This is a genomic window from Pseudomonas salmasensis (assembly GCF_014268375.2).
Lineage (GTDB): Bacteria > Pseudomonadota > Gammaproteobacteria > Pseudomonadales > Pseudomonadaceae > Aquipseudomonas > Aquipseudomonas salmasensis.
Window position 1 is genome coordinate 3186884 of sequence record NZ_CP077083.1, and the last position, 23009, is coordinate 3209892.

Annotated in this window: 25 protein-coding genes and 1 pseudogene; 6 read left to right on the top strand and 20 right to left on the bottom strand. The window is 54.0% G+C overall.

Going from position 1 to position 23009, the window contains the following annotated elements:
• Positions 1-57: 57 nt before the first annotated feature.
• The 6 genes from arsC to HU731_RS14340 are packed head-to-tail and all read right to left on the bottom strand — an operon-like array spanning position 58 to position 3832.
• A complete protein-coding gene (gene arsC, locus HU731_RS14315) occupies positions 58-480 on the bottom strand; it encodes an arsenate reductase (glutaredoxin) (protein ID WP_186607228.1) in 423 nt (140 codons plus the stop codon).
• A gap of 20 nt (positions 481-500) precedes the next feature.
• Positions 501-1214 (bottom strand): arsenical resistance protein ArsH, encoded by a 714-nt coding sequence (gene arsH, locus HU731_RS14320; protein ID WP_095181537.1) that lies wholly within the window; start codon positions 1212-1214, stop codon positions 501-503.
• A gap of 47 nt (positions 1215-1261) precedes the next feature.
• Positions 1262-1732, bottom strand: coding sequence for an arsenate reductase ArsC (locus HU731_RS14325; RefSeq protein WP_033902850.1), 471 nt, complete (start codon positions 1730-1732; stop codon positions 1262-1264).
• Positions 1733-1748: 16 nt separating this feature from the next.
• Positions 1749-3032 carry an arsenic transporter gene (locus tag HU731_RS14330; RefSeq protein ID WP_186607227.1) on the bottom strand — a complete coding sequence of 428 codons (1284 nt, stop codon included), beginning with the start codon at positions 3030-3032 and terminating at the stop codon, positions 1749-1751.
• Between the two features lie 24 nt (positions 3033-3056).
• Positions 3057-3413: a metalloregulator ArsR/SmtB family transcription factor gene (locus HU731_RS14335; RefSeq protein ID WP_186607226.1), complete on the bottom strand. Its 357-nt coding sequence runs from the start codon at positions 3411-3413 to the stop codon at positions 3057-3059.
• Positions 3410-3832: an arsenate reductase ArsC gene (locus HU731_RS14340; protein WP_186607225.1), complete on the bottom strand. Its 423-nt coding sequence runs from the start codon at positions 3830-3832 to the stop codon at positions 3410-3412. Before HU731_RS14340 ends, HU731_RS14335 begins: the two co-directional genes overlap by 4 nt.
• A 134-nt stretch (positions 3833-3966) precedes the next feature.
• Between HU731_RS14340 and arsN2 the strand changes: the two genes are divergently transcribed.
• The 4 genes from arsN2 (at position 3967) to HU731_RS14360 (ending at position 7301) form a co-directional block, all read left to right on the top strand.
• Positions 3967-4422 (top strand): arsenic resistance N-acetyltransferase ArsN2, encoded by a 456-nt coding sequence (gene arsN2, locus HU731_RS14345; RefSeq protein ID WP_225931463.1) that lies wholly within the window; start codon positions 3967-3969, stop codon positions 4420-4422.
• 180 nt (positions 4423-4602) lie between these two features.
• Positions 4603-4950, top strand: a complete 348-nt coding sequence (locus tag HU731_RS14350) for an ArsR/SmtB family transcription factor (RefSeq protein WP_186607224.1) — start codon at positions 4603-4605, stop codon at positions 4948-4950.
• Between the two features lie 38 nt (positions 4951-4988).
• Complete coding sequence (locus HU731_RS14355) at positions 4989-6074, top strand: flavin-containing monooxygenase (RefSeq protein ID WP_186607223.1); 1086 nt, start codon at positions 4989-4991, stop codon at positions 6072-6074.
• Between the two features lie 36 nt (positions 6075-6110).
• Complete coding sequence (locus HU731_RS14360) at positions 6111-7301, top strand: MFS transporter (protein ID WP_186607222.1); 1191 nt, start codon at positions 6111-6113, stop codon at positions 7299-7301.
• A gap of 14 nt (positions 7302-7315) precedes the next feature.
• Here the strand turns inward: HU731_RS14360 and HU731_RS28825 are convergent, their stop codons facing one another.
• The 5 genes from HU731_RS28825 to HU731_RS14385 all read right to left on the bottom strand — a co-directional run bounded on the left by HU731_RS28825 (position 7316) and on the right by HU731_RS14385 (position 10153).
• A complete protein-coding gene (locus tag HU731_RS28825; protein ID WP_186607221.1) occupies positions 7316-7582 on the bottom strand; it encodes an antitoxin Xre/MbcA/ParS toxin-binding domain-containing protein in 267 nt (88 codons plus the stop codon).
• 135 nt (positions 7583-7717) lie between these two features.
• A complete protein-coding gene (locus HU731_RS14370) occupies positions 7718-8347 on the bottom strand; it encodes an HAD family hydrolase (RefSeq protein WP_186607220.1) in 630 nt (209 codons plus the stop codon).
• Positions 8348-8428: 81 nt separating this feature from the next.
• Positions 8429-8926, bottom strand: a complete 498-nt coding sequence (locus HU731_RS14375) for a hypothetical protein (protein WP_186607219.1) — start codon at positions 8924-8926, stop codon at positions 8429-8431.
• A 98-nt stretch (positions 8927-9024) separates the two neighbouring features.
• Complete coding sequence (locus HU731_RS14380; protein ID WP_033901845.1) at positions 9025-9342, bottom strand: hypothetical protein; 318 nt, start codon at positions 9340-9342, stop codon at positions 9025-9027.
• Positions 9343-9418: 76 nt separating this feature from the next.
• Positions 9419-10153, bottom strand: a complete 735-nt coding sequence (locus HU731_RS14385) for a metallophosphoesterase (protein WP_055137226.1) — start codon at positions 10151-10153, stop codon at positions 9419-9421.
• A gap of 176 nt (positions 10154-10329) precedes the next feature.
• Here HU731_RS14385 and HU731_RS14390 point away from each other — a divergent pair, with 176 nt between their 5' ends.
• Positions 10330-10806 (top strand): helix-turn-helix domain-containing protein, encoded by a 477-nt coding sequence (locus HU731_RS14390; RefSeq protein WP_093466079.1) that lies wholly within the window; start codon positions 10330-10332, stop codon positions 10804-10806.
• A 52-nt stretch (positions 10807-10858) separates the two neighbouring features.
• On the opposite strand, the gene HU731_RS28450 is transcribed toward HU731_RS14390, so the two are convergent.
• From HU731_RS28450 to lgt, 9 genes and pseudogenes are all read right to left on the bottom strand, one after another.
• Positions 10859-12055 (bottom strand): hypothetical protein, encoded by a 1197-nt coding sequence (locus HU731_RS28450; protein WP_225931464.1) that lies wholly within the window; start codon positions 12053-12055, stop codon positions 10859-10861.
• A 143-nt stretch (positions 12056-12198) separates the two neighbouring features.
• Positions 12199-12651: a hypothetical protein gene (locus HU731_RS28830; RefSeq protein WP_367616843.1), complete on the bottom strand. Its 453-nt coding sequence runs from the start codon at positions 12649-12651 to the stop codon at positions 12199-12201.
• Between the two features lie 51 nt (positions 12652-12702).
• Complete coding sequence (locus HU731_RS14405; RefSeq protein WP_186607218.1) at positions 12703-13536, bottom strand: thymidylate synthase; 834 nt, start codon at positions 13534-13536, stop codon at positions 12703-12705.
• Positions 13533-14042: a hypothetical protein gene (locus tag HU731_RS14410; protein WP_186607217.1), complete on the bottom strand. Its 510-nt coding sequence runs from the start codon at positions 14040-14042 to the stop codon at positions 13533-13535. Before HU731_RS14410 ends, HU731_RS14405 begins: the two co-directional genes overlap by 4 nt.
• Positions 14039-16174 carry a tyrosine-type recombinase/integrase gene (locus HU731_RS14415; RefSeq protein ID WP_186607216.1) on the bottom strand — a complete coding sequence of 712 codons (2136 nt, stop codon included), beginning with the start codon at positions 16172-16174 and terminating at the stop codon, positions 14039-14041. Before HU731_RS14415 ends, HU731_RS14410 begins: the two co-directional genes overlap by 4 nt.
• The gene (locus HU731_RS14420) at positions 16171-19089 is read right to left on the bottom strand and encodes a tyrosine-type recombinase/integrase (RefSeq protein ID WP_186607215.1); all 2919 of its coding nucleotides are present in this window, start codon (positions 19087-19089) and stop codon (positions 16171-16173) included. Before HU731_RS14420 ends, HU731_RS14415 begins: the two co-directional genes overlap by 4 nt.
• 146 nt (positions 19090-19235) lie before the next feature.
• Positions 19236-20474, bottom strand: coding sequence for a tyrosine-type recombinase/integrase (locus HU731_RS14425; RefSeq protein WP_060548087.1), 1239 nt, complete (start codon positions 20472-20474; stop codon positions 19236-19238).
• A gap of 104 nt (positions 20475-20578) precedes the next feature.
• Positions 20579-21157 (bottom strand): annotated as a pseudogene (thyA, locus tag HU731_RS14430) (thymidylate synthase); the annotation flags it as partial.
• Between the two features lie 51 nt (positions 21158-21208).
• Entirely contained in the window at positions 21209-22021 is an 813-nt protein-coding gene (lgt, locus tag HU731_RS14435) for a prolipoprotein diacylglyceryl transferase (protein ID WP_003195189.1), read from the bottom strand.
• Positions 22022-22237: 216 nt separating this feature from the next.
• Between lgt and HU731_RS14440 the strand changes: the two genes are divergently transcribed.
• Entirely contained in the window at positions 22238-22984 is a 747-nt protein-coding gene (locus tag HU731_RS14440) for an NRDE family protein (protein ID WP_186607214.1), read from the top strand.
• Positions 22985-23009 lie beyond the last annotated feature (25 nt).

Genomic DNA, 23009 nt, shown 5'->3' on the forward strand with positions numbered 1-23009 from the left:
CAAATTTCGAGTTTTGATTCACCAGCACCCCTCCAGGCCCATCCGCTTCACATCGGCTTATACCCTGCGGCCATTCTCATCTGTGACGACTTGTCCGTCTTCTTTGACGAAGCTGCCGCGCTGCTCTTGTGGTAGAAGGTCGAGGACTGCCTCTGACGGACGACACAAGCGTGTGCCCAAGGGCGTCACGACGATGGGGCGATTGATCAGGATGGGGTGAGCCATCATGGCATCGATGAGCTGATCATCAGTAAGTGACGTATCGACCAGTCCCAACTCCTCGTAAGGAGTGCCTTTGATACGCAAAAGAGCGCGCACCTCGATACCCATATCCTTGATCAATCTGACAAGCGTGGGGCGGTCAGGTGGGCTCTGTAGGTACTCGATAACAGTCGGCTCTTCTCCGCTGTTGCGGATCAGCTCCAAGGTGTTGCGAGAGGTGCCACATTGCGGGTTGTGATAGATCGTGATCTGGCTCATACAGTTTCCTCGCACTGACGTTAGATGGAGCGCTGGTTGACGCGTTTGGAAAGCTCTTCGGCGGACTCTTTACGCTCGGAGTACCGATCAACCAAGTAGTCCTGGCGACCCCGCAACAGCAGCGTGAACTTCATCAGCTCTTCCATCACGTCCACGAGTCGGTCGTAGTACGAGGACGGCTTCATACGACCTGCCTCGTCGAACTCGGTAAACGCCTTGGCCACCGAAGATTGGTTTGGGATGGTGAACATCCGCATCCATCGGCCCAGTACGCGCAGCTGATTGACCACGTTGAAAGATTGCGAGCCACCGCAGACCTGCATTACTGCAAGGGTCTTTCCTTGCGTAGGTCGAACTGCACCAATCGCAAGCGGAACCCAGTCGATCTGGGCCTTGAATACTGCGCTCATGGAGCCGTGCCGTTCAGGCGAACACCACACCTGTCCTTCAGACCATTGCATGAGTTCGCGCAATTCCGCCACTTTGGGATGTGTATCCGGAGCATCGTCCGGCAGCGGCAAACCCGAGGGATCGAAGATTTTGGTTTCGGCGCCAAACTCCTCCAACAAGCGGGCTGCTTCCTGAGTCACCAACCGGCTGAATGAGCGCTCTCGCGTTGATCCATACAGTAGAAGAATACGCGGTTTATGGAGCGAAGGCGTACGCGGCTCCAGTTGTTCCAACGACGGAATGTCGATCAGGTCGGTGTGTACGTTCGGCAATGTATCTTGCATATAAACTCCTACCACAGCGCCGGCTAGGACGCCGCCTCGGTTGATCTTTAAAGCGAACCGATGCGGTTCAGTTCAGCTTTCAACTGGTCAGTGCTGATGGTCTTCAGTGGCAGCGCAAGAAATGCGCTCACGCGTTCGTGAATTTTGGCCAGTGTGGTTTCAAACGCTGCTGTGATCTCGGCTTCCGACCCGCTAGCCTCAGACGGGTCGGCCAGCCCCCAATGCGCCTTCAAAGCTGGGCCGAAAAAGATGGGGCATGCTTCTCCTGCAGCCCGATCACAGACAGTGATCACGATGTCGGGAGGTGAGCCTTCAAAAGCATCCGAAGCCTTGCTGCTTAAGCCCGCCGTAGAGATACCCGCCGCCTCAAGCGTCTGCAGTGCTCTTTGATTCACCCGGCCACTGGGAAAGCTCCCCGAGCTGACCGCTTCTACGCCTTCAGGCGCCAGGTGATTGAACAGCGCCTCGGACAGAATGCTTCGGCAGCTGTTGTGGGTGCACATGAACAAGACTTTCATCAGAAGATTCCTTGATTCAGAGACTGAGGCGCAATGCCAGGGCAGACAAGGTGGCGACGAGGATAGGCAAGGTCAGCACGATCCCAGTCTTGAAGTAGTAACCCCAGCTGATCTTGATGTCCTTCTTGGCCAGCACATGCAGCCACAGCAGCGTGGCCAGACTGCCAATTGGAGTGATCTTCGGGCCTAGATCGCAGCCAATGATGTTGGCGTACACCATCGCTTGCTGTACGACGCCATCAACTTCGGCGGCATGAATGGATAAGGCACCAACCAGAACCGTAGGCATGTTGTTCATGATCGAAGACAGCAATGCTGTTAGCAGCCCTGTACCCAGGGACGCGCCCCAAACGCCATAACCGGCGAACACGTTCAGGATCTGCGCGATGTGGTCGGTCAGGCCGGCGTTCTTCAAGCCATAAACAACCAGGTACATACCCAAAGAAAAAATCACCACTTGCCATGGGGCCTCTTTGAGCACCTTGCTTGTGTTGATGGCGTGACCACGAGCCGCGATGACATAGAGAATGAACGCACAGACCGCTGCAATGGCGCTGATTGGCACCCCCAATGGCTCAATGACAAAGAAGCCGATCAGGAGTAGTGCCAGCACCCACCAGCCGGCTACAAACGTGGCCCGGTCGTGGATTGCCTCGTCCGGGTTGTCCAGTTGGTCGAGGTCATAGGTCTTTGGTAAATCTTTGCGGAAAAACCACAGCAGCATGGCTAATGTCGCTGCCACGCTGACGATGTTTACCGGCACCATGATCGAAGCATATTCGTTGAAGCCGATATCGAAGTAGTCGGCAGAAACGATGTTGACCAGGTTGGAAACCACCAGTGGTAAGCTCGCCGTGTCGGCGATAAAACCGGCTGCCATGACGAATGCCAACGTAGCAGCAGGAGAAAAACGCAACGCCAGCAACATCGCGATCACAATGGGTGTGAGGATCAATGCTGCTCCGTCATTGGCGAACAGGGCCGACACCGCTGCGCCCAGCAGGACAATAAATGCGAACAGCTTGCGGGTGCTCCCGCCTCCCCATCGGGCCACATGCAGCGCAGCCCATTTAAAAAAGCCTGCCTCATCAAGCAGCAAACTGATGATGATGACCGCGATGAAAGTTCCGGTAGCATTCCAGACGATGCGCCAGACCTCGGGTATGTCTGCAAGAGTAACGACGCCTGCAAGCAACGCCACGATGGCACCCAATGTGGCACTCCAACCAACTCCGAGCCCCTTGGGCTGCCAGATGACGAGCACGATGGTGGCGATAAATATCAATACGGCAATCAGCATTTCGTTAATCCGGTTGGGCGTGAATCAACTGCACACGGCCTGATTGATCGGACGGTCGTTCATACCGCACAGGCGTTTAGTCTCGGTTTCCAGCCATTGCTGATTGGCGTCTACGACTTCTTTCAAAACCGCAGTTACCCACGCAGGCAAATCGGGATTCAGACGGTAGTACACCCACTGACCCTGGCGACGATCCATCAGCAAGCCTGCTGAACGAAGCAGCGCCAAGTGACGAGAAATTTTGGGCTGATTCATCTCAAGAGCGACTGTCAGCTCGCAGACACATAGCTCGCCTTCACTCACGACGAGCATCGTAATTTTGGTTCGGGTGTCGTCTGCTAGGCACTTGAATAGCGTGATGGGGTTCATGGGGTCTGTCATAGATCCTCCAAGTGTTTGGTCTTAAGCAAAACGAAGAGTTTGATTCGCTCGTGGATGTCGTGGAGCGTGTGGCGAAATGCGCCGGGATCATCGCTATTTACTGGGTCAGGAAAGTCCCAGGCAATGACTTCACCTGCGCTGGGCATTGGTAGGCACTCGCTTGCGGACTTATCACAAAGAGTGATTACGTAATCGAATCGATCAGCTTGAAACTCGCTGATGGACTTGCTTCGCAGGCCCGTCGCATCGACTCCAACTGCCTCCAACGCCTGAATCGTGCGCGGATCAACCTCAGAGGGTTGGGATCCTCCGCTGAAGGCCTCGAAGCGCGGGTCGGTGTGACGCAGCAAAGCCTCTGCAAGCTGGGAGCGGGCTGAGTTGGCAACGCACACGAAAAGCACTTTGATAGCAGGGGTCATGACTAGACTCGATGCATATGGAAAATCGAATATACGCTTTGGCAGATATTCGGTAAAGCGAATATGATGACTACGGCTTCGGCTTGGGCCGTAACAGTCCATGCAAAGCAGCACAAAGGAGATGGAAGGATGGAGTGGGAGATGATGATCCAGGCAACGGAATAGCCGGTGGGCAATGGCAGCGCTTTCGCGATGCACTGAAATCTGCTGACCTTCCATCAGACGATATTGATCTTCCGGGCCGAACCTTTTTTGAGTTCACGCTGGACAGTGAGACGGTCGCATGGGGAGGATTCGAAACGCACGGTACGGACGGGTTGCTGCGTTCCGTGGTCGTGGTGTCGACATACAGATCGAAAGGGGTCGGTGTCGCGGTGCTTCGGATCATTGAAGCAATAGCTGCTGAGCAGGGAATCTCTCGACTCCATTTGCTGACAACAACAGCGCCAGGATTTTTTGAGCAGCAGGGGTACGCAGTGCATCAACGGGGTTCTGAGCCGGCAAGGATTTCTCAGACAGAACAGTTCAGAAAGCTCTGCCCTGGCTCGGCGTGCTACATGTGCAAGGCGTTACCGCTGGACGATGGCTGATTGTCGACGCTACCGATAACCTAGCAGCAGAAGGTTGGCCGATCATCCCATTGAGACGTTTGGCACCTGGATTGAGGTGTTGCTCGTCAGTAGATAGGCACGGCCCTCCGGAGTGCTGGCAGGTCGTGCTTTGTCGACCCGACCTTTACATGTGCACGTACATGCACATATAGTCGCTACATGACCTTATTACTGAACCGAACCCAGGCAATCGAGGCCGCCATAGAATCGCTGGACGGTGCATTCTTCAAAGCCCTCTGTGAGCCACCGCGAATCGCAGTGCTGAAGCGCGTAATGCTACTAGGCCGTGCTGATGTCACTGAAATTGCGGCTGACTTACCTCAAGAGCGTTCGGTTGTGTCTCGCCACCTTCAGGTGCTACTAGAGGCGGGGATCGTTAGAGCCACTAAGGTAGGGCGCCAGATGTTCTATGAAGTGGACGGCCCAGCCATTATCAAGCGTCTAGAGGCCATCCTCATCCACACCAAAAGCATCGTTCCACTGTGCTGTCGAGGCGAAAAGGTCTGAGCCTTTTTTTGCATAAATACGTGCATGAGTGCGCATACATGAACATAAGCAGTCAGATGTTGGATGTTATTGTCATTGGTGCTGGCCAAGCAGGGTTGGCTACCGGTTGGCACCTGAAGCAGCACGGCCTCAATTTCCGCATTTTTGATGAGCAATCGCAGCCTGGGGGGAACTGGCGTAATTACTACGACAGCCTTGAATTGTTCTCGCCAGCAGCATATTCCTCTCTTCCGGGGCTTCCATTTCCTGGAGCAGCAGGCCACTACCCTTCTCGGGATGAAGTAGTGCGTTATCTGGAAGGTTATGCCGACTTCTTCCGGTTACCTATCCTTCAAGGGATTAGGGTCGCGAACGTAGGTCAGGAAGGCGAAGGATTTCGGATCACTGCAGCGAACGGACAAAGCTTTTGTGCGAGAGCGGTGGTCGTGGCCTCAGGAGCCTTCAGTCGTCCCTACGTACCCGATATCCCTGGGCTCAAGAACTTCAGCGGCACTCAGCTTCACAGTGCTCATTATCGGAATGCAGAAGCATTTAGTGGGCAACGCATCGTCGTAGTTGGCGCTGCTAACTCGGCTGTACAAATCGCTTACGATTTATCCAAAGTTGCAACCGTGACTCTGGCCACGCGAGAGGCGATTCGATTCGCGCCACAACGGATATTAGGAGCAGATTTTCATACTTGGTTGAAATGGACAGGCCTAGAGAAAACTAAGTGGCTAAACGATCAAAGCACGCCTGTACTGGACGACGGCACGTACAGAAAGGCTCTGAGATCCGGACGCTTCAATCAAGCTGCAATGTTCTCCGAGGTCACTTCAACAGGCGTTATTTGGGCCGAAGGGCAGCATGAAACCGTTGATAGCCTGATTTTTGCCACTGGCTATCGTCCGAACCTGTCATTTCTCCAAGGCCTTCCAGTAATGGATGAGCAGGGACGAGTGGCGCAGCGCGACGGGCGAGCCGTTCATGTTCCAGGCTTGTACTTTGTAGGCTTGCCCAAACAACGCAACTTCGCCTCTGCAACCTTACGAGGCGTGGGGCCTGATGCCGAACAAATACTTCGGTATTTGCTAAAGCGAGTTCGTAATTTGGAAGGCGCCCGCACTCTCGCAACGCAAAACTGAGCCGCTGGCGTCCGAAAAAACAAGAGTCCGTAGCTAGTGAAAAACCTAGAAAGCAGCCAACGACCTATCAACCGATTCAAGCTTGTGTGGGCATTAGGCATCGCACAAATCCTTGCCTGGAGTTCGACCTATTACCTGCCAGCAGTTCTTGCAACACCAATCATCAAAGAAACAGGATGGTCAGTTACGAGCGTAGTGATTGGATTGTCTTGGGGACTGCTGGTCGCAGGAGCTTGCTCGCCCATGGTGGGACGATGGATCGATCAAAATGGGGGACGCCCCGTGTTGGCAGCTAGCTCGTTATTTTTGGCGATGGGTATGCTGTTGATGGGCTTGGCCAGTAACTTGGCCGTTTATTACCTAGCATGGACGCTGATCGGCGCGGGCATGGCTGCTGGCCTTTATGACGCAGCGTTTTCGACACTCGGACTACTACTTGGCGACCACGCACGCGCCTCGATGACTGGTCTAACCTTGCTAGGTGGGTTTGCCAGCACCTTAGGCTGGCCACTGATCGCAGGCCTAGAGCACCAGATCGGGTGGAGGTACAGTTGCTTTGTCTTAGCCGCAATGCACCTGGTAGTTGGACTACCAATCCATCTTCTGACAATTCCCAGCGAGAAAGGCCCCCCAGCCGAATCTGCACCTCTAGCAAGTCCCCTGCCCATTCCTAGTTCCAGCAAATCAACCAACCGCTTATTCATCCTGCTGGCAGCGCTGCTGACATTCCAGTCGCTGGTTATTTCTTCCGTCTCAGTCCACCTACTTGATGTGCTAAAACTGCTTGGCATCGCAACCTCAACAGCACTGGCCATAGGAATGATGATTGGGCCATCTCAAGTCATGGCACGCCTTGCAGAGTTTTCGATTGGGCGAAACCTACACCCGACCTGGTCGGCTCGTATCGCCATCCTGCTATGCGGGGTGGGTATTGCGCTGCTGTTACCGGCCATCCCGTGGCTGGCCTTCGTAGCCTTGGCGCTTTACGGAGCAGGTAATGGAATTCTGACCATTGCTCGCGGAACATTACCCTTGGCTCTATTCGGCGCGGATGGCTACGGAGCACGTATGGGGCTGCTGGCTCGCCCAATGCTGATTGCCCAGGCTGTAGGCCCCATCGCAGCAGCACTTGCTCTAGAAAGATTTGGATCAATTCCGCTTTTAGTTGGAATGTGCATTCTAGTATCAATAAGCTTTATTATGAGCCTTGCTCTCCCTGCCAAATGACTGGCTAAATGGGATTAGGCACGTATGCCGTGATCAAGCCGCATAATCTCGTCATGGATAATTGTGAATCCCATAGGTGTGCACAGCACCCTGCAGGGTGTCTGACGGCCTACACCTACTACAGATCTTACAAGCCATCGCTGCGCCTTCTTTCGGCTTCCAAACACTTCCAGCGCGATTGAGAAGACCTGCTCGTAACGCGTCTGAAAACAGCGATGCCTAGCACTCCAGCAGCCGATCGGGGAGCGAACGCATCGCCCGACAATCCTAAGCTCATTCATGCTTCACCCTCTGGTGATACTGGTCTGGTCGCCCCTCGTACTCTGTGCAGGGGGCATCCCGGCAAGGGCCACCTAGTGGCGCGGCCCTTTAGCTCAGACGCAACGCTTACCATCGAATTGAAGATCTGCTCGCAGCTACCTATCACTCAGCACTGATCGTGCAAAGTGGGAAAGATTGGAAGCCCCGTCTCCATTCCTGCGCAACAGGTAACCCTTGATACCGACCTGGCCAGGCCCATCCCGATCACACCTTTCTGAGTCGCCAATCATGACGATCCGCCTCTGACCACGGAGCTCATTTTCTGGCCGGACATTAAGCAGATCGCAGGTGTGGTGGTAGATGCCGGCTTGCGGTTTCATAACACCAATGCGATAGCTGAAACCATAGGCCCCAAGGTGCGGGAAAATCCTTTCCACTACGGGGCCGTAGGCCATTGCCAGATTTGAACATACGGCCAGTCTCACCCCCGCAGCTTGCAGTAGCCCAACGGCCTCAACCGCGTCTGGATAAGGCTGAATGCTTGCCAGCTCTTCCTCCAAGCATTGATCAAGAAATGCGAGTTGGGAGGGCGAGATCTTGATGCCAAAGGCCAGCGCAGCCTCGCTTAGAGAAAGGCAACGGGTCATGATCGTTCGAATGTCATCAGCGCGAGGCAAGCGGCCTTGGCGTCGCCCCTCTCGAAGCAACTGTCGAAACGGATGTGTCGGCTGCTGTATCTCGACCAGCGTTCCGAAGGCGTCAAAGATAACGGCATTGGTCTTCATCTGAGTTTCCTTCGCTGTTCAGCGTCCGCAAGACAGCCAGCCACTCTAACGAGAATCAAGTTCAACAACCAAAAAACCAAGCTACCGAAGAGTAACGCCAAATTTTGAAAATTCATCCACCAGCGTTTTTCGACCCAGCATTTTCGGAAGCTTGAAGACGTTCCTGTACCCATACCACAAAAACATAGGAATAATGACAAGCCCAACTCCAAAGGTTGCCGTTGCAGCAATAATCCCAGCTGGAACCGCTGCTAGCGAAATAACCACACCCTTTACCAAAGTCGACCTTGCAATAATTCGCAGATCATCCAAGTCGCACTCAACTTTCCCACCAGCCCTCTCAAAAGCGACAACAATTATCGATTTCTTTGAGGCATGCTTATAGTACCAAGTTCGCGGAACATCAGTCGCCAAAGCACCATGCTTCACAAGGTACTTCAGCATCACAACCTCTTTGAAATAGAGAGTAGCGCCGTTCTCATCTTCATATCTAACACGTCGATAGAGAGCGTCTAGATCACCGCTCCCTTGAGCATCATAGTTCTTAACAGTCAATGTCAGTTTCTTTAACTCGGACATGCTTCTTCCCTTAAACACACATTAACTATTAATGGATTAGATGACGGTGGGGCCTAATGAAGCAGGCTGAGACAGCGGCCTCGACAACGCGGGGGCACTCAAGCGGCGGCAGGCAATCGGCTGACCATGACGTAATGATCGTTGCCTGACACTGTCCGCAATAACGCCATGCCTTCGACCTCCGCTATCACCTCACTAGGGGGTGTGACAATTGTCATCCCATCAACCAGTTGCCCTGAAAGATCGCCATACACATACGCAACGAAACGATCGCCAACTTCAGCTGCATCTACCAGGTACGCGTCCACTAGTGCACCCCAATCATGGGCCTGCGCAATCGCCAACTTAGCTGACACCAGACTGGGCAGTCGTATTCCGCCCTCAGCCGTCCAGTCCTGGGAATTCAGACAACTCATTGATTCTCCATCACGTTCGAATTTGAAACCTACTCACTTACTGAAAAAAGCTAAACGCCGGCAGCCCTGTCAGTCTTCATACACTGACAACTAGGTCTGGCCGAAAGCCAGTTTCTTCGGTGGGATAACCACGAGGATTACTCACAAACCGGACGCCATTAACAACCTCATCCACAGCTTCGTGGGTATGGCCAAAGATCCATAGATCGATCTTGAAATCCATCAGGCCATCCCAATTGTTTCCATAGGCTGCTCGCAAGTGAGGATCGGCTCCTTGGTCACTCACGAACTTCATAAGAGGCGGATGGTGAGTCACAACTACACGCTTACCGTTGAATGGCAGCGACAGCTGAGCCTCTAACCACTCCTTCGTCTCTCGATTTCTCGCGATCAGGTCGTCAGGGCGCAAACGCCGATACTGTTCACCGACACGGATAGCGCGAAAGTCATTCAGTGAGTCACGAGCACACCAAGAAGCAGCTACTGGGTCTCCGGTCGCGGCCAGGCTTGTCCAAGCCGTAGCACAGAGAAACTGCACATCACCGTACTCTAAAACCTGATTTTCCAAGATGTGGACGTGCGCCTCAGCAGCGTCAAGCAGCTTGCTGTGAGTTCGATCTATATTCCCGCTGTAGTGCTCATGATTGCCCATGGCGTAGACGACAGGCGTGCTGAAGGCCAGGCTGGCCCATCTGGCCCCCCTGGACTTCACATGGATGTCGCCGGCTAATACGACCACGTCACAGTCCACCACAGGGGGGACGAAATCGGCGAACTCACAATGTAAATCAGACAGTATGTGAAGCTTCATCCCTAGCCTGCTGACGTCGACTTTCTAATAAATTGATCACTCCCTGGCCGGTCGCCCGGACGCGGCGAGGCTGTCATCTGTAGGCCCACGATAAACGATGAGCGCCATTATTACCAGCTTTCGATATTTATCGACGCATGGCGCTGTGGCCCTATTCTTCGTTTTGAGCGCTCAGCATGCAGAACGAGATAGCAGCAATAGTCCGAGCTCTGCGCGACCTTAGAGGATCGGCCCAGGAGGAGCTCGCCGAGATCAGTTCCCAAGCCAATCTGTCGCGATTGGAGCAAGGGAAAACGCAGGTCTCTTTGGTCAAGCTGAGCAAGATCGCGCTGACCCTAGATTTCGACCTCGTGGCTCTGGTAGCACTGTGTCAGGCCCTCCAAGATGGGTCATCACCTATCGATGTCATGGCGAAGGCTTCGCAGGATTTGGAGGGCTTCATAGCCCTGGGAGGCTTGCAGGGCCTGAAGAAGCACTGGGACGCTGGTGAAGGGCTGGTAAAGCGCACGCGAGGCAAACCCAGCAGCCCAGATCGAATCCGAGCCGTGCTAGAGCTCAAGGCCAGTGGCATGTCGAAGGCGGAGGTGAGTCGAGCGCTGGGTTTGCCTGAAGCGACTGTCAGGCGTTACTGGCTCAAAGAACTGCCTGGCTAGAAAGGGAGTTGTGGGGCAAGAGCAGAGAAGCTCTCCACTTGTCCGATTCGATTTAGCGCGGCGGCAGATCCGTGAAGCGCAGCCTCGGATAGATGCGCCTTTCCTCAGCGCATTTGGAAATCTGGAAGAACGCTGACAGCAGTGCATCTTCCGAAGGGCAGTGGCGGATCATGACCTCGAACTCATTGTAATCGAAGGCTAGGACGCGGACACCGACCTCATCCATGAACTTCAAAATCATGGTGCTGTATTCATCGTAGTTGTCGATAAAAAACTCTCTGACCACGACAACTCCCACTAGGGGGCGTGCAGCAAGATCAATATCCAAGGGCGTGCCGTCCACAAGCGCCAAGGCTGGATTGCCTTCTCGCCTGATCGTTGAGATAGCACCGCGTAGTTGCTGAAGGCCGTTCTTCAACTGACCTATGGCCTTCTTCCGCTTTCTCTCAAGCGTTGTGTTCATCATCGCTGGCGTATTGGGACTGTCCTTCGCCTGCAGCAATAAAGTCACTTCATCGCCCATCACCACTACGTCAGCCAGCTCCTCGCCATCGGAGACCTTCAAGGGGCCATGGATGATCCGCTTGGAGGTATATGCCCGCTGGAGCAGATAGATGATATCTAGCTCCTGAAAGGTGCCCGGCTCAGTGCGCTCCAACTGTGTATTGGAGAAGCCTTTGGAGCCTCGAAAATCCTGGCGGGTAAGGTCGGTGATCAAATAGTCCGAAGGGAACAGATCCTCCTCTAGGAACACCGTTGTGGCACGAGCGTCGTCCTCATAGGTCGTGAGGCTGAACCATCTGTCCGCCTGCTCATACATCTTGGGCCAGTGATCTGCACCAATGGGGCTGAGTGTACCGAGCTCCTTGCGGAGCTGACCAAGCTTCGCCTGGGCCTTACAACCGAACAGCTCACGGTTGTGCTCGTCGAAAAAGCACACACTGAACTCGTCAGGGAGGCTCTGCAGTGCCTCGGTGAGAGGGTCACCAGGGATGAGTGGGGTTTTGATCAATAGCGGGCTTTGTGGGTCATCAAAGCAGGCAGTGAGAAGCGTAAGTCCCGTCGTTTCGTCTGCCTTGTATGGCGCGAGGTAAAGCTTCAGTTCACGCCTTTGCTGAGCGGCCAGGATCAGCTCTTTCGCTGCCTTGATTACCAGCACGGAGCCCTCAGGGCCTTCAACGATCCATAACCCACGGGCTAATACAGCGATTTGCTGAAGCGCTTGTGGCTTCATGATCGTGAGGTACATGTGAATTCCTTGGCGGTTGCCTGATTGCGTCCTGCATAACCTGAAGCCTACGCTGGAGGTCGCCCGAGAGATAGCAGCTCATTGGTACATCAAGATCGAAGTAGCCACTTGGAGCAGGCGTGCCCGGCTACCGCCATTGATCCTCAGATCTGTTGGACGGAGACAACGTCGATGTACTTGTACTTCTTCTTACGCGCCGCGTTCTTGGCCTCCAATTCAGCGACCAATCGGCTCAGGGTGTTCGATTCATAAACGAAAACGTCCATATGCCCTTCGAACACCTTGGTGACGTGAAGGGTAGCCCGCAATTTACTTGGACGAGGTTGCTCAGAGGCCTTCGGTGCTGCAGGGCTTTGCCTAGGTTTGAAGCTGCTAGGTGGTAAGCCGCTGAAAAGCGCGTCCCGCATCTGCTCTTCTGTGAGCACTTCAGACATCCACAAACCTCCAGTTCGCTGGGCAATGACAGACAACATGTCCTGACCTGCCTGGAGATAGGTTCCGCAGGAAGGTGCTTGGATCAAACGGTTTTTAAGCGCTTCCAAGGCCGCAGCAGGAGCGACGTCTAAAGCGATTAGGCTAGGCTTGGTCTTGCCCACCGATATCCCATCCTGGCCAACCAAGATTTGGCTAGCCAGGCATTGACTCAGTTAGATCGATACAGGAGCAGGAATATGAGGATGTGGGTCATAGCCTACAATCTCGAAGTCTTCAAACTTGTAGTCATAGATACTTGCTGGCTTACGATTAAAAACCAAATTCGGCAGAGGGCGCGGATCCCGAGTAAGTTGCAGCTTAACTTGTTCAATATGATTCAAGTAAATGTGCGCGTCACCCATGGTAACTACAACTTCTCCAACTCCCAAATCACATTGCTGTGCGAGCATATGGGTTAGAAAACTAACTCCAGCCAAATTGTAGGGATTGCCAAGCAATAGGTCACTAGACCGAATATATAAGTGCGCAGACAACTTATTATTTGCCACATAGAATTGATAAAGCAGATGGCACGGTGGCAAAGCCATCTTCCCGTTCCGGGCATTCTCCTGAGGGCTCACCGACTCATCGGGAAGGTACTCGACGTTCCACCCATGGAAGAGGATGCGACGGCTGTTCGGGTTCGTCTTCAGCGTATTGACGACATAGTCGATCTGATTAATGGTTTTGCCGTCCTGGGTAGGCCAGGCCGTCCACTGCTTACCGTAGATCGGGCCAAGGTCACCGTCTTCAGTCGCCCACTCATCCCAGATGCGGACACCGTGCTCCTTGAGCCATTTGGTGTTGGTGTCACCGTTCAGGAACCAGATCATCTCGTTGATGATGCTCTTGAAATGCAGCTTCTTGGTGGTGAGGAGCGGGAAGCCATCCTCCAGGTTGTGGCGGAATTGGCGACCAAAGACACTCAGTGTGCCTGTGCCGGTGCGATCGCCTTTCTCGACGCCATTGCTTAGCACGTCAGCTAGCAGGTCTTGGTATGCTTTCAATTCGCTTTCTCCGCGTTTTCGGCCTCCAAGACGGCAATGACGTCCCGGAGCCGCTCAATCTCGTGTTCAAGAGATCCAATTTTTGACAGGTGTCCATTGGAATCCTGTAGAGCCATGTCTCGTGCATCACGAACCTTAGCCAAACGGGCATCCAGCACAGCAGCCGTCTCTTGAGAGTCTCTATACTTATTGAACCAGTATACAACTTCTAGACGACTTTTTTCTAGACGATCTTCCAAGATACTGACTGGATCTTGGCGTTTAACTTTTTTACGCGCAAGTGCTAACTTCTTTAGAGCGCGTTGCTCTTTAATAAGTGCAAGCTTGTCCAGAGGAAACTGACGCAGGTATATCGTATTGCGATGGACTCCAGAAATCCTGCTTAGCTCAGAAACAGTTGCCTTAATTGAGCCATCTCTCGAAATAAGGGCCAGCGCTTCTGTTAGAACAGCTGTGATCCGGTCGTAGTCGGCGGAATTGCGCGCATCAAATGGTTGACTGCTCATACTTCAAGCTCCGTAGCTTCGCCAAGCCAATCCAGTACCCCTTTGGCCTCGTTAATGACTTCATTGATTTGATCCAAGCGATCCTGATAGAACGGGTCAGTGAGCAACGCGCGATTCTGGGTATAAATCTCTCTCCACTTTGGAGCATGAGCCTTAGTAATCACCGAGTTGGCGCAGCGGTTAGGATTACAGCGAAGCCCACCGATACAAGGCAAGCTTTCATCAAACTCTTCAACACGACCTCCGTAGCACATCCCCATACCCACGTTCACTACTGCGATGCCTTGGGCTACAAGGGCATTGATGACTTCATCGTAAGTGTAGCCCGCGTCTTCGTACATTTTAAACATCGCCTTGTTCTTCGCTTTGTGCGCAGCGCCGTTTGCCCCAGCATATGTGCCCTCCGGATCGTAGTGAAGCCGCACTACTTCCCTCTCTGCCATAAACCGGTATTTGTTGCTCTTGCCGGCCTGACGACCTCCCATCTCGATTAAATCGCCAATATGCCCATAAACCAACGTGACAGCGCTAAACCCCCGATTATAATAGCCACCGACAATATCGCCAAAATGCTTTAATTGATGGCTGATGAACGGCAACCCTACCTCAGCACGATAGAGCTGATAAGCCAGGGTGTGGCGCAACATATACGGATAAAAACCAAGCGCCTTATACTCATCCTCAGGAAGAATATATTCAAAAAAGGACATCAAGTGGTACTTCATTCCCACGCTGCTGACCTCTACCGGTTTCGCGCCTGGCGCTACTGTATCTGTAGGAGCAAACAGGAAAGGCGTCTGCTTATATTTAGCCAGAATTTTGGCTGCAGCCACCGCATCGCGAACAATCGGGATAGCCACCCAAGTATCATCGAACAACTTTCCGTAGGCGTTGCGGTGCTTTACGACATGACTATTGAGCACCCAGTACTGGCCACTCTCAGAAAGCGCATGTTCAAAGGTGATTTGAGACAGCTCTGAGGGCCGCATACCCGTGTACTGGGCCACAATGTAGCAGCAGCTGTAGTAGACCTGGTCAAGATACTTACGAAGTGCACGATTGATTAGACCGCCCGCGATCTTTTTCACTGTCGAAACAGAGATCAGTGATGCCCCCTCCTGTTGAAAAGGCGACATCAACTCATCCGGAACCTCGCCCATGACCGATGAGATAGTCTTCTCGGGATAGCCAGCCTGTTTCAGACGCATAAGCGTGTACATGTTGAGCAAGCGAGGGGTCAGCTCATGCTCGTCTGCACGGTTAAATGCCCTGGCGTTACGACGCCGAAGGCTATCGATGTCCACTACCGATTCACCAAGTGTCGCCAAGAAATCCACAATCAACATGGAGGCTGTTAACGAAGAGTGCTCGAAGACTTTGTTCGACAGCACCTCACTTACCACTTTGTCGGTCGCCCCAGATGCCTTTTCTGTAGCGATATGAGCCCACTGAAGCTTGTTCAGATCGACATGTGGCAGGAACCCGCCGAACACGTTTTCAGCAAAATACGGGGCACGAATAACGTTAAAGAACACTTTCAAGGCAGAGTTAAAGATAAAATCGTATTTTTTTGCGGCCTTACGATAAGAAAGAGTGTCAAACCCCCGCACGCCGGTCTCAATACGCTGGACATAGTCTCGTCCAAACTCCTGTTGATCGCAGAGAGACATTTGATCCAGAAATCTCATGCCCGCTGAGAAGTTCATGATGATCGAGGTGGCTTTCTTGTTCTTAGATTTTCGGCCACCATAAACATGAGACGGGGCCAGGTAATAAAGATAAAACGCGACTTTCATCTCAAGCAGTACCAACGCGCTTACTGCAGTATACTTAGACCAGTCCATTCGTAGCGCCGCCCCTCTAACGCTACGGGGAGAGTTGGGATAATTGCCATTGAAATCCCAGACCATATCCTTAATCAACGAACGGACTCCAGTTTCTGGATTCGGCCTCGCTACCGGCAGCATTAACAATGCCTCATAGTACGCGGCGGCATCCACTCCACTCGTGGCCGCTAACGTCTCGTCTGCAGCCCGCTGCCTGAACACTACTCCTGTAGAGTCAGCGTGAGGAGCGAACCAAGAGCGCAAAGAGCTGAACTTTGACAGCAAATCAAAATGTGCTTCGTTCATTGGAATGTCCCCTCAACCATCACGCTCGTTTCAATGTATTCCGACAGCTGCTCTGCCTCTGCCAGCTCTTCAGGCGTAAAATCTGAGAGCTTTGGATCGAGGATCTCTTCGAGCAATGCCAGGTTCTCCAAAATTACTGCACCGTAAGGAGTGTCCAGGACTCTCGATGACTCAATGGCATGGAGATAATCTCGACGCATCGCAAAAAGATCTGGCAAATTCGATTTCGTGATGAGTCGGTTATCGCAACCCAGGCACTTGTTATAGAGCGAACAAGGTCTGCCCGGAATATAGCTTTTGAGCTTCTTGATGAAGTCAGGTGGATTCAGGATATTGCGACACCCACCCAAAGGAGTTTTGAAGATAATGACATCTGACGGCGTCGCACGCGGCGCGGCCATCGGCTCGGTATGCACCGTTCGCTTGTGGATGTCTCGCAGGGCTTCGTCGAGCACCTTACGCGCCATGCGATTGAGATCGAGCCTGTCCAGATACACCACAGTGGTACGCATGCTTTTATGACCAAGTAGCACCTGGATCTCGCGCAGACTGACACCCTTTTCGATTAACTCACTCACAAAGCTTGGCCGCAGCCGTGAGGCGGTTAGTTGGAGGGGCTCTCCCTTATCGGTGAGCAAGCCGTGACTTTTCGTAAAATGGTTGAACATTTTATTTAGAATGGTAGGGCCGGATCCGTCCAGCGCTTTGATCTCCCCACGAGCCCTCGTTGATCCATCTCTGTAGATGAATAGGCGGGTCGCCGCCTCAGGGCTTGCCTCTGCACGCAACTGGGCTGTGAGCGCCATCACGTCTGCAAAGATTTTCCGGACTTCTCGGCCCTGAGAGGACGTAAGCCAGGAGATTTCCGCTTGAAAAATGTCGAGCGGATACTCTTTTGCGCCAGTAGAACGCTCCTTCCAGTATCTGAGGCACGGTCGGTTAGAAAGGCGATGGCGCTCTTCGAAGTCCTCACAGTCCAACCCAAGCAGCGAATCGGCGTTAAGGCCTGTCACCTGTGCCAGCCGGGCAACATAAGGCGCCAACGTGTTCGCGTTAAGCGTATAGAGCACTCCCCAGCTTTGGTAAACGTCGTAAATCGAATGATCCGAGTTATTGATAATGCGAATAAAGGCGACCTGGTAAGGGTCATCGCCGTCCTTTGAACTGAAACCGATAGGTTTGCAATCCAGCTTGTTCTCAAAGATCCACCGCGCGTTCTCCAGCGTGCCATAACCTCGCTTCACGTGCCCCAAAGCATCGAGAGGATCTTCCCCTCGACCACGCCTTTCATAAGGCTGGGCCAAGGTGTTTGTACGATCAATCGCAAGACCTAGCGTATCGCTGATGCGCTTCCGCTCTTTCGGGGTGTAAGGGCGGTACCGATCAGTTTCAGAAGCTTTTTCGAACTCCGAAACGGGAATGTATGAAGCGATTCCCAGCCCCTCCGTGTGCTTTGCGGTCTCCATGACATTTCTCACACCGCTCAAAATCGAATTGCACGTGAGCGTGGTCAGCTTCCCCTCGATCAGCTGGGTTTCAAGATATTTTTTGAACCTGGCGAGTGAGTAAACACCGACCATCTCGGTCAGCGGTTCGTGCCCCTCAAGTCCCGACTCTAAGAGGCTGTCGCGGTAGTGTGAATATGCAAGCCGATAGTTCGTGATCCCAGATTCGCGGTGCGATCCCAACGAGGCAACGGAAAACAGGTGCAACAGGGGTGAGAATGGCTGACCGTCCGTGGGCGCCAAGTCCGCACTACTTTCGACCAGCATCTTGCGGTAGGCATACATACGCTTCAGCGTCGATGATTCCTCAGCCTCCGCATCTGCCACTGCCTCATCCGCGAGACGCTTCTCTCTGTCGCGCTCAGCGACGGTTTTGTACTCGCTCGCGAGAACGCCGAGGGACAAAAGATCAGTTGTGATCTCGTCCATAGTGATAGCGATCAAGGGAAGCTTCCAGTTGCCCTTGAGATTGGCGAACTCTTCAATTTGATCAAGGTAACCCTTCCGCTTGATCTTGTTGGCAAATGTGGGGATGGCGCGCTTTTGCTCCTGATCCAGCCCCTCATACCAGCGCAACAACCGTCTGCGCCAGTCACACTCAAACGAGCTGTGGCCAGGGAAGACGATCAACTGCTCGGCCATGGCTTGAATGACGCCTTCCGTAAGGTGTCGTTGATTTCTTACGGCGGCGGCAGACACGCCAATCTGCTCGGCAACGAAATCCACCAGTATCCGAGGCTCACCCTCACGCGGAACCAAAGGAATCTGGAGCAGCAAATCACGGCTTGCACTGACTTCGGCAACCCACTCTTGAATCAGCTCAGCGATCGCAGCCGAGTTCTTCCTCCGGCCAGGGAAGCTTTCTGGGATCTCAGCGCCTTGGAGCTTCAAGACCTGAGTAGAAATGTCCTCCCAGGTAGACATAAACAGCTCAGAATCACGCCCGCGATACATACCAGGGCCAGCGTTCTCAACCGCACCCGCGAACGCGATTTTCCCGTTGATAAAAGGCAGATTTCGCTTATCGTCATCTGAGAGCGGTTCAAACCAATTCAACAACCTCCGACGCAGCTCGTTGTCTCGGATGGGGTACGACTCGATAACGATATTTTCGGCAACCATGGCCTGATAAACGCACGCGATAGAGGGATCCTGAGTTGATAGCAGCAACGGATCTACCCCCAAGACCTCGGAGACGTACTTTGTGGAAATATTTCCGAGGCTCCGAGGTTGCAGCATGACCTGCAGGAGAGCTTGGCGGTCATCTACCACCGATTCTGCCCAGTCACGGAGCTTGGCGCTCACTGCCTGTAGCGCAGCATCCTTCGCACTGAGCTCGGGGAAAGCCGGATTGGTACTTACGATACTTTCAGAGATTTTCAGTTGTTCACACATGAATTCATCATCCACAGCGGCACCACAGCCCTATAAAGGGCGCTGCCAAATATTCGGGAGGAGGATGCGATCCTGGTCTCAGCGGTCACGAAGCAAGGAGGCTGAATTGTCCCGTCCAAGCCTTGAGCGTCGTGAAAGCTAGGTGGATCGCATCAACTCGATCACTTCCGATCGGACGGGCGTATTCGAAGCCAGGTCTTTACGATCAACGCTTCCATTTCCTGCGCCCGAGTCACTGTTATAGCGTTGTCATCGAGTAATTTTCGATAGAGATCCATCGCGATTTGGTTGTACTTCTCGGTCGTAGATAAATGAGCATGACCCAGGCTTTTACTGGTGATGGTTAGACGCTCTAAGTAATCCGTGCCCAGGTCTGGGCTTGAAAGGATTGCGTACGCGTTACCGTGCCTGAGCTTGTGAGGAGAGATGGGACGGGCGATGCGGTTGGCCGCTAAGGCGCGCTCACAGAGCCTTTCAAACAGACTGCTGATGGCTCTGGCACTGAAGGCCTCGCCGTGTGTGTTGAAAAAGGCAGGCGTGTCTTCAGGCTTGCCGTATTTCCGGGAATGGGTGCGGTATACCAACGAATCGTGGTAACGCTTGACCCTCTCCAGCGTGGCGCGACTGACAATGCTGTATCGCGCCTTACGTTGGTTGCCACGCCCCTTACTGCCGCTGATCCAAATGGGGCAGTAATCGACATGCAGAGGAAACTCCTCGTCCTGAGAGATGAACTTAGCCTTGCTGAATTTCAGGGCATCAAGGACGTTCTTCAAGCTAACAAACTCAACCTCGGAACGTCGCAGCCCCACATCGAAAATGAACTGCACGAGGCACCGTTCCCTTTCGTAGGGAGTGGACTCAATGAGCGCCATCAGCTCTTCGGTACTGCAGCCTTCGATGAGTTTCGACTTCGGGGAAGGAGTGAACATCCCTCGGTCATATGGGTTGCTCTGGCGCAAAGGAGCTCGCCCATCCACTGATGCGCAGAGGTAGTTAGCCATGAATGACATGAGGGTGGCATCACGGTTCCGGGCTGTGGCGCTTTCCAGGTCACTCTCTTCAATAAGAGATCGGAAGTACTCACGATAAATATGCGTGCCTGCGTCGATGAAGGCTTCATCAAGCTTGCAGGATTGCAGTTCAGGACGCGACTGCAGGAAGTCATAGATGTAGCCAAGGTTATGGCCGTAGGTCTTTACGGATTTGATGGAGAGGCCATCCGTAGACGCTCGCTCGGAAAGGAAACAGGAGACGTGAGGCAAGAGACGCTCATCATCATCGAAGACGCCACAGCCGGTAACACGAACCACTCCCTCTGTGGTCAGGCTCACCTCGTTCAGCAGGGACTCTCCAAGATCCAGGACTTCAGCCCTAGCAGCTACTACCTTCATTTCCATCTCTCTCCAAGCCCTTCACACACCCTATACGGAATGTGCAGATTTGACTAGTCACTTTAAAAACGCTCGGAAAGGATTTGGCTCTACGCAACCATTACGTAATGTGCAGTTTCTTTAAGGGGGGATAAAAGGAACACGTCGGAGCTGCGGATATACAACTGCATCGACAGATGGCCGTCATGCACGAACGCTTGGTACAGCAAGTGGCACGGTGGCAGGGCTTGCTTGCCGTTACGCGCGTTTTCCTGCGGGCTCTGGGTTTCGTCCGGCAGGTATTCGACGTTCCAGCCGTGGAACAGGATGCGCCGGCTGTTGGGGTTGGTCTTGAGCGTGTGCACCATGTAGTCGATCTGGTTGATCGTGCCGCCGTCCTTGGTCGGCCAGGCGGTCCACTGCTCGCCGTACACCGGGCCCAGGTCGCCGTCTTCGGTGGCCCATTCGTCCCAGATCTTCACGCCATTTTCGTTGAGCCATTTGATGTTGGTGTTGCCGCTCAACATCCAGATCAGTTCGTTGGCGATGCTTTTGAAGTGCAGCTTCTTGGTCGTCAGCAGCGGGAAGCCGTCGGCCAGGTTATGCCGATACTGACGCGCAAACACAGCCTTGGTGCCGGTGCCCGTGCGGTCGCCCTTGGTCAGGCCATTGGTCACGACGTCCTGCAGCAGTTCGAGATATTGCTTCATGTTTTTACCCGTATCGTTGAAGCCAAGACCTCCTGGTCTTGGCATTCGAATTTAAAGCGCGGCGTTCTTCAGCGGCTGCGGGCGATTGTACGCCCACCACAGCATGCCCAGGCCCGCCAGGATCATTGGCAAGCTGAGCACCTGCCCCATGGTCAGCCAGCCCCATGCCAGGTAACCCAACTGCGCGTCCGGTACCCGTACGAATTCGACGATAAAGCGGAAAATCCCGTAGAACAGCGCGAACATGCCCGACACGGCCATGGTTGGGCGTGGCTTGCGCGAGAAGATGTAGAGAATAAGGAACAGTGCCACACCTTCCAACGCGAACTGGTACAGCTGCGACGGGTGGCGCGGCAGTTGCGCCGGGTCGCTGAACGGCGGGAACACCATCGCCCACGGCACGTCGGTCGGCTTGCCCCACAGCTCGGCGTTGATAAAGTTACCAATGCGCCCGGCACCCAGGCCGATCGGCACGAAGGGGGCGACGAAGTCCATCAGCTGGAAGAACGACTTGCCATTGCGCCGGCCAAACCACCAGGCGGCGATCATCACGCCGATAAACCCGCCGTGGAACGCCATGCCGCCCTTCCACACTTCGAAGATCAGGGTCGGGTTGGCGAGATACGCAGACAGGTCGTAGAACAGCACATACCCCAGGCGCCCGCCGACGATCACGCCCATCGACATCCAGAACACCATGTCGGAGAGCTTCTCCTTGGTCCAGGTCGGGTCGAAACGGTTCAGGCGCCGGGAAGCCAGCAGCCAGGCACCGCCGATGCCGATCAGGTACATCAGCCCGTACCAATGGATTTTCAGCGGACCGATGGCCAGGGCCACCGGGTCGATCTGCGGGTAAGGCAGCATTGCGACTCCTCGTTAAAACATTTAGTCATGACGCACCGGACCATGCCGATGTGCGATTAAGCCTGCGTTACAGCTGCGAGATCAAATTAAGAAGTTCACATACACACCAAACAGCCCGGCATGTTAACGGATCAGAGGTGCACGGCCCAACTTCGAGACGATGGAACACCTGCGCGTCTGTGGGTAGAGTGGCAAAAACACAAAAGGGGTCACCCGATGTGCCTGATTGTTTTCGCCTGGCGACCGGGCCATGCCCAGCCGCTGATCGTCGCGGCCAACCGCGATGAGTTTTACGCCCGCCCCAGCCTGCCGCTGGCCCAATGGGCGGATGCGCCCCAGGTCTATGCCGGTCGCGATCAGGAGGCCGGGGGCACTTGGCTGGGGGTGAACGCAGATGGGCGCTTTGCCGCCTTGACCAATATCCGCGACCCGCACCAGCCACCGGCCCGCAAGTCTCGCGGCGAACTGGTTGCACGGTTTCTCAGTGGTTCGCTGCCAATTGACGACTATTTGGCCGATGTGAATGGACGCTCGATTGAATACGCCGGGTTCAACCTGCTGGTGGGCACGCGGGATGAGCTGTGGCACTACAACGCCAATGACACCGAGCCTACGCTGCTGAAAGCTGGGGTGTACGGCTTATCCAATGCCGGGCTGGATACGCCCTGGCCGAAGTTGGTGAAGGCCAAGGCGGCGTTCAGCGCAGTGCTGGAAAACCCCGAGCCTGAGGCATTGCTGGGAATTCTGAGCGATCCGCAGACCGCGCCGTTTGCTGAGCTGCCGGACACCGGCGTAGGCCTGGCGACCGAAAGCCTGCTGTCGAGCGTGTTTATCGCCAGCCCCAGTTATGGGACACGGGCGAGCACGGCGTTGATTGTGAATGCCGATGGGACACGGCGGATGCTGGAGCGTAGCTTTGGCCCGCACGGTGGGCGGCTGGGTGAGGTCGACATCAACCTGTAGGAGCGAGCTTGCTCGCGAAAAACCT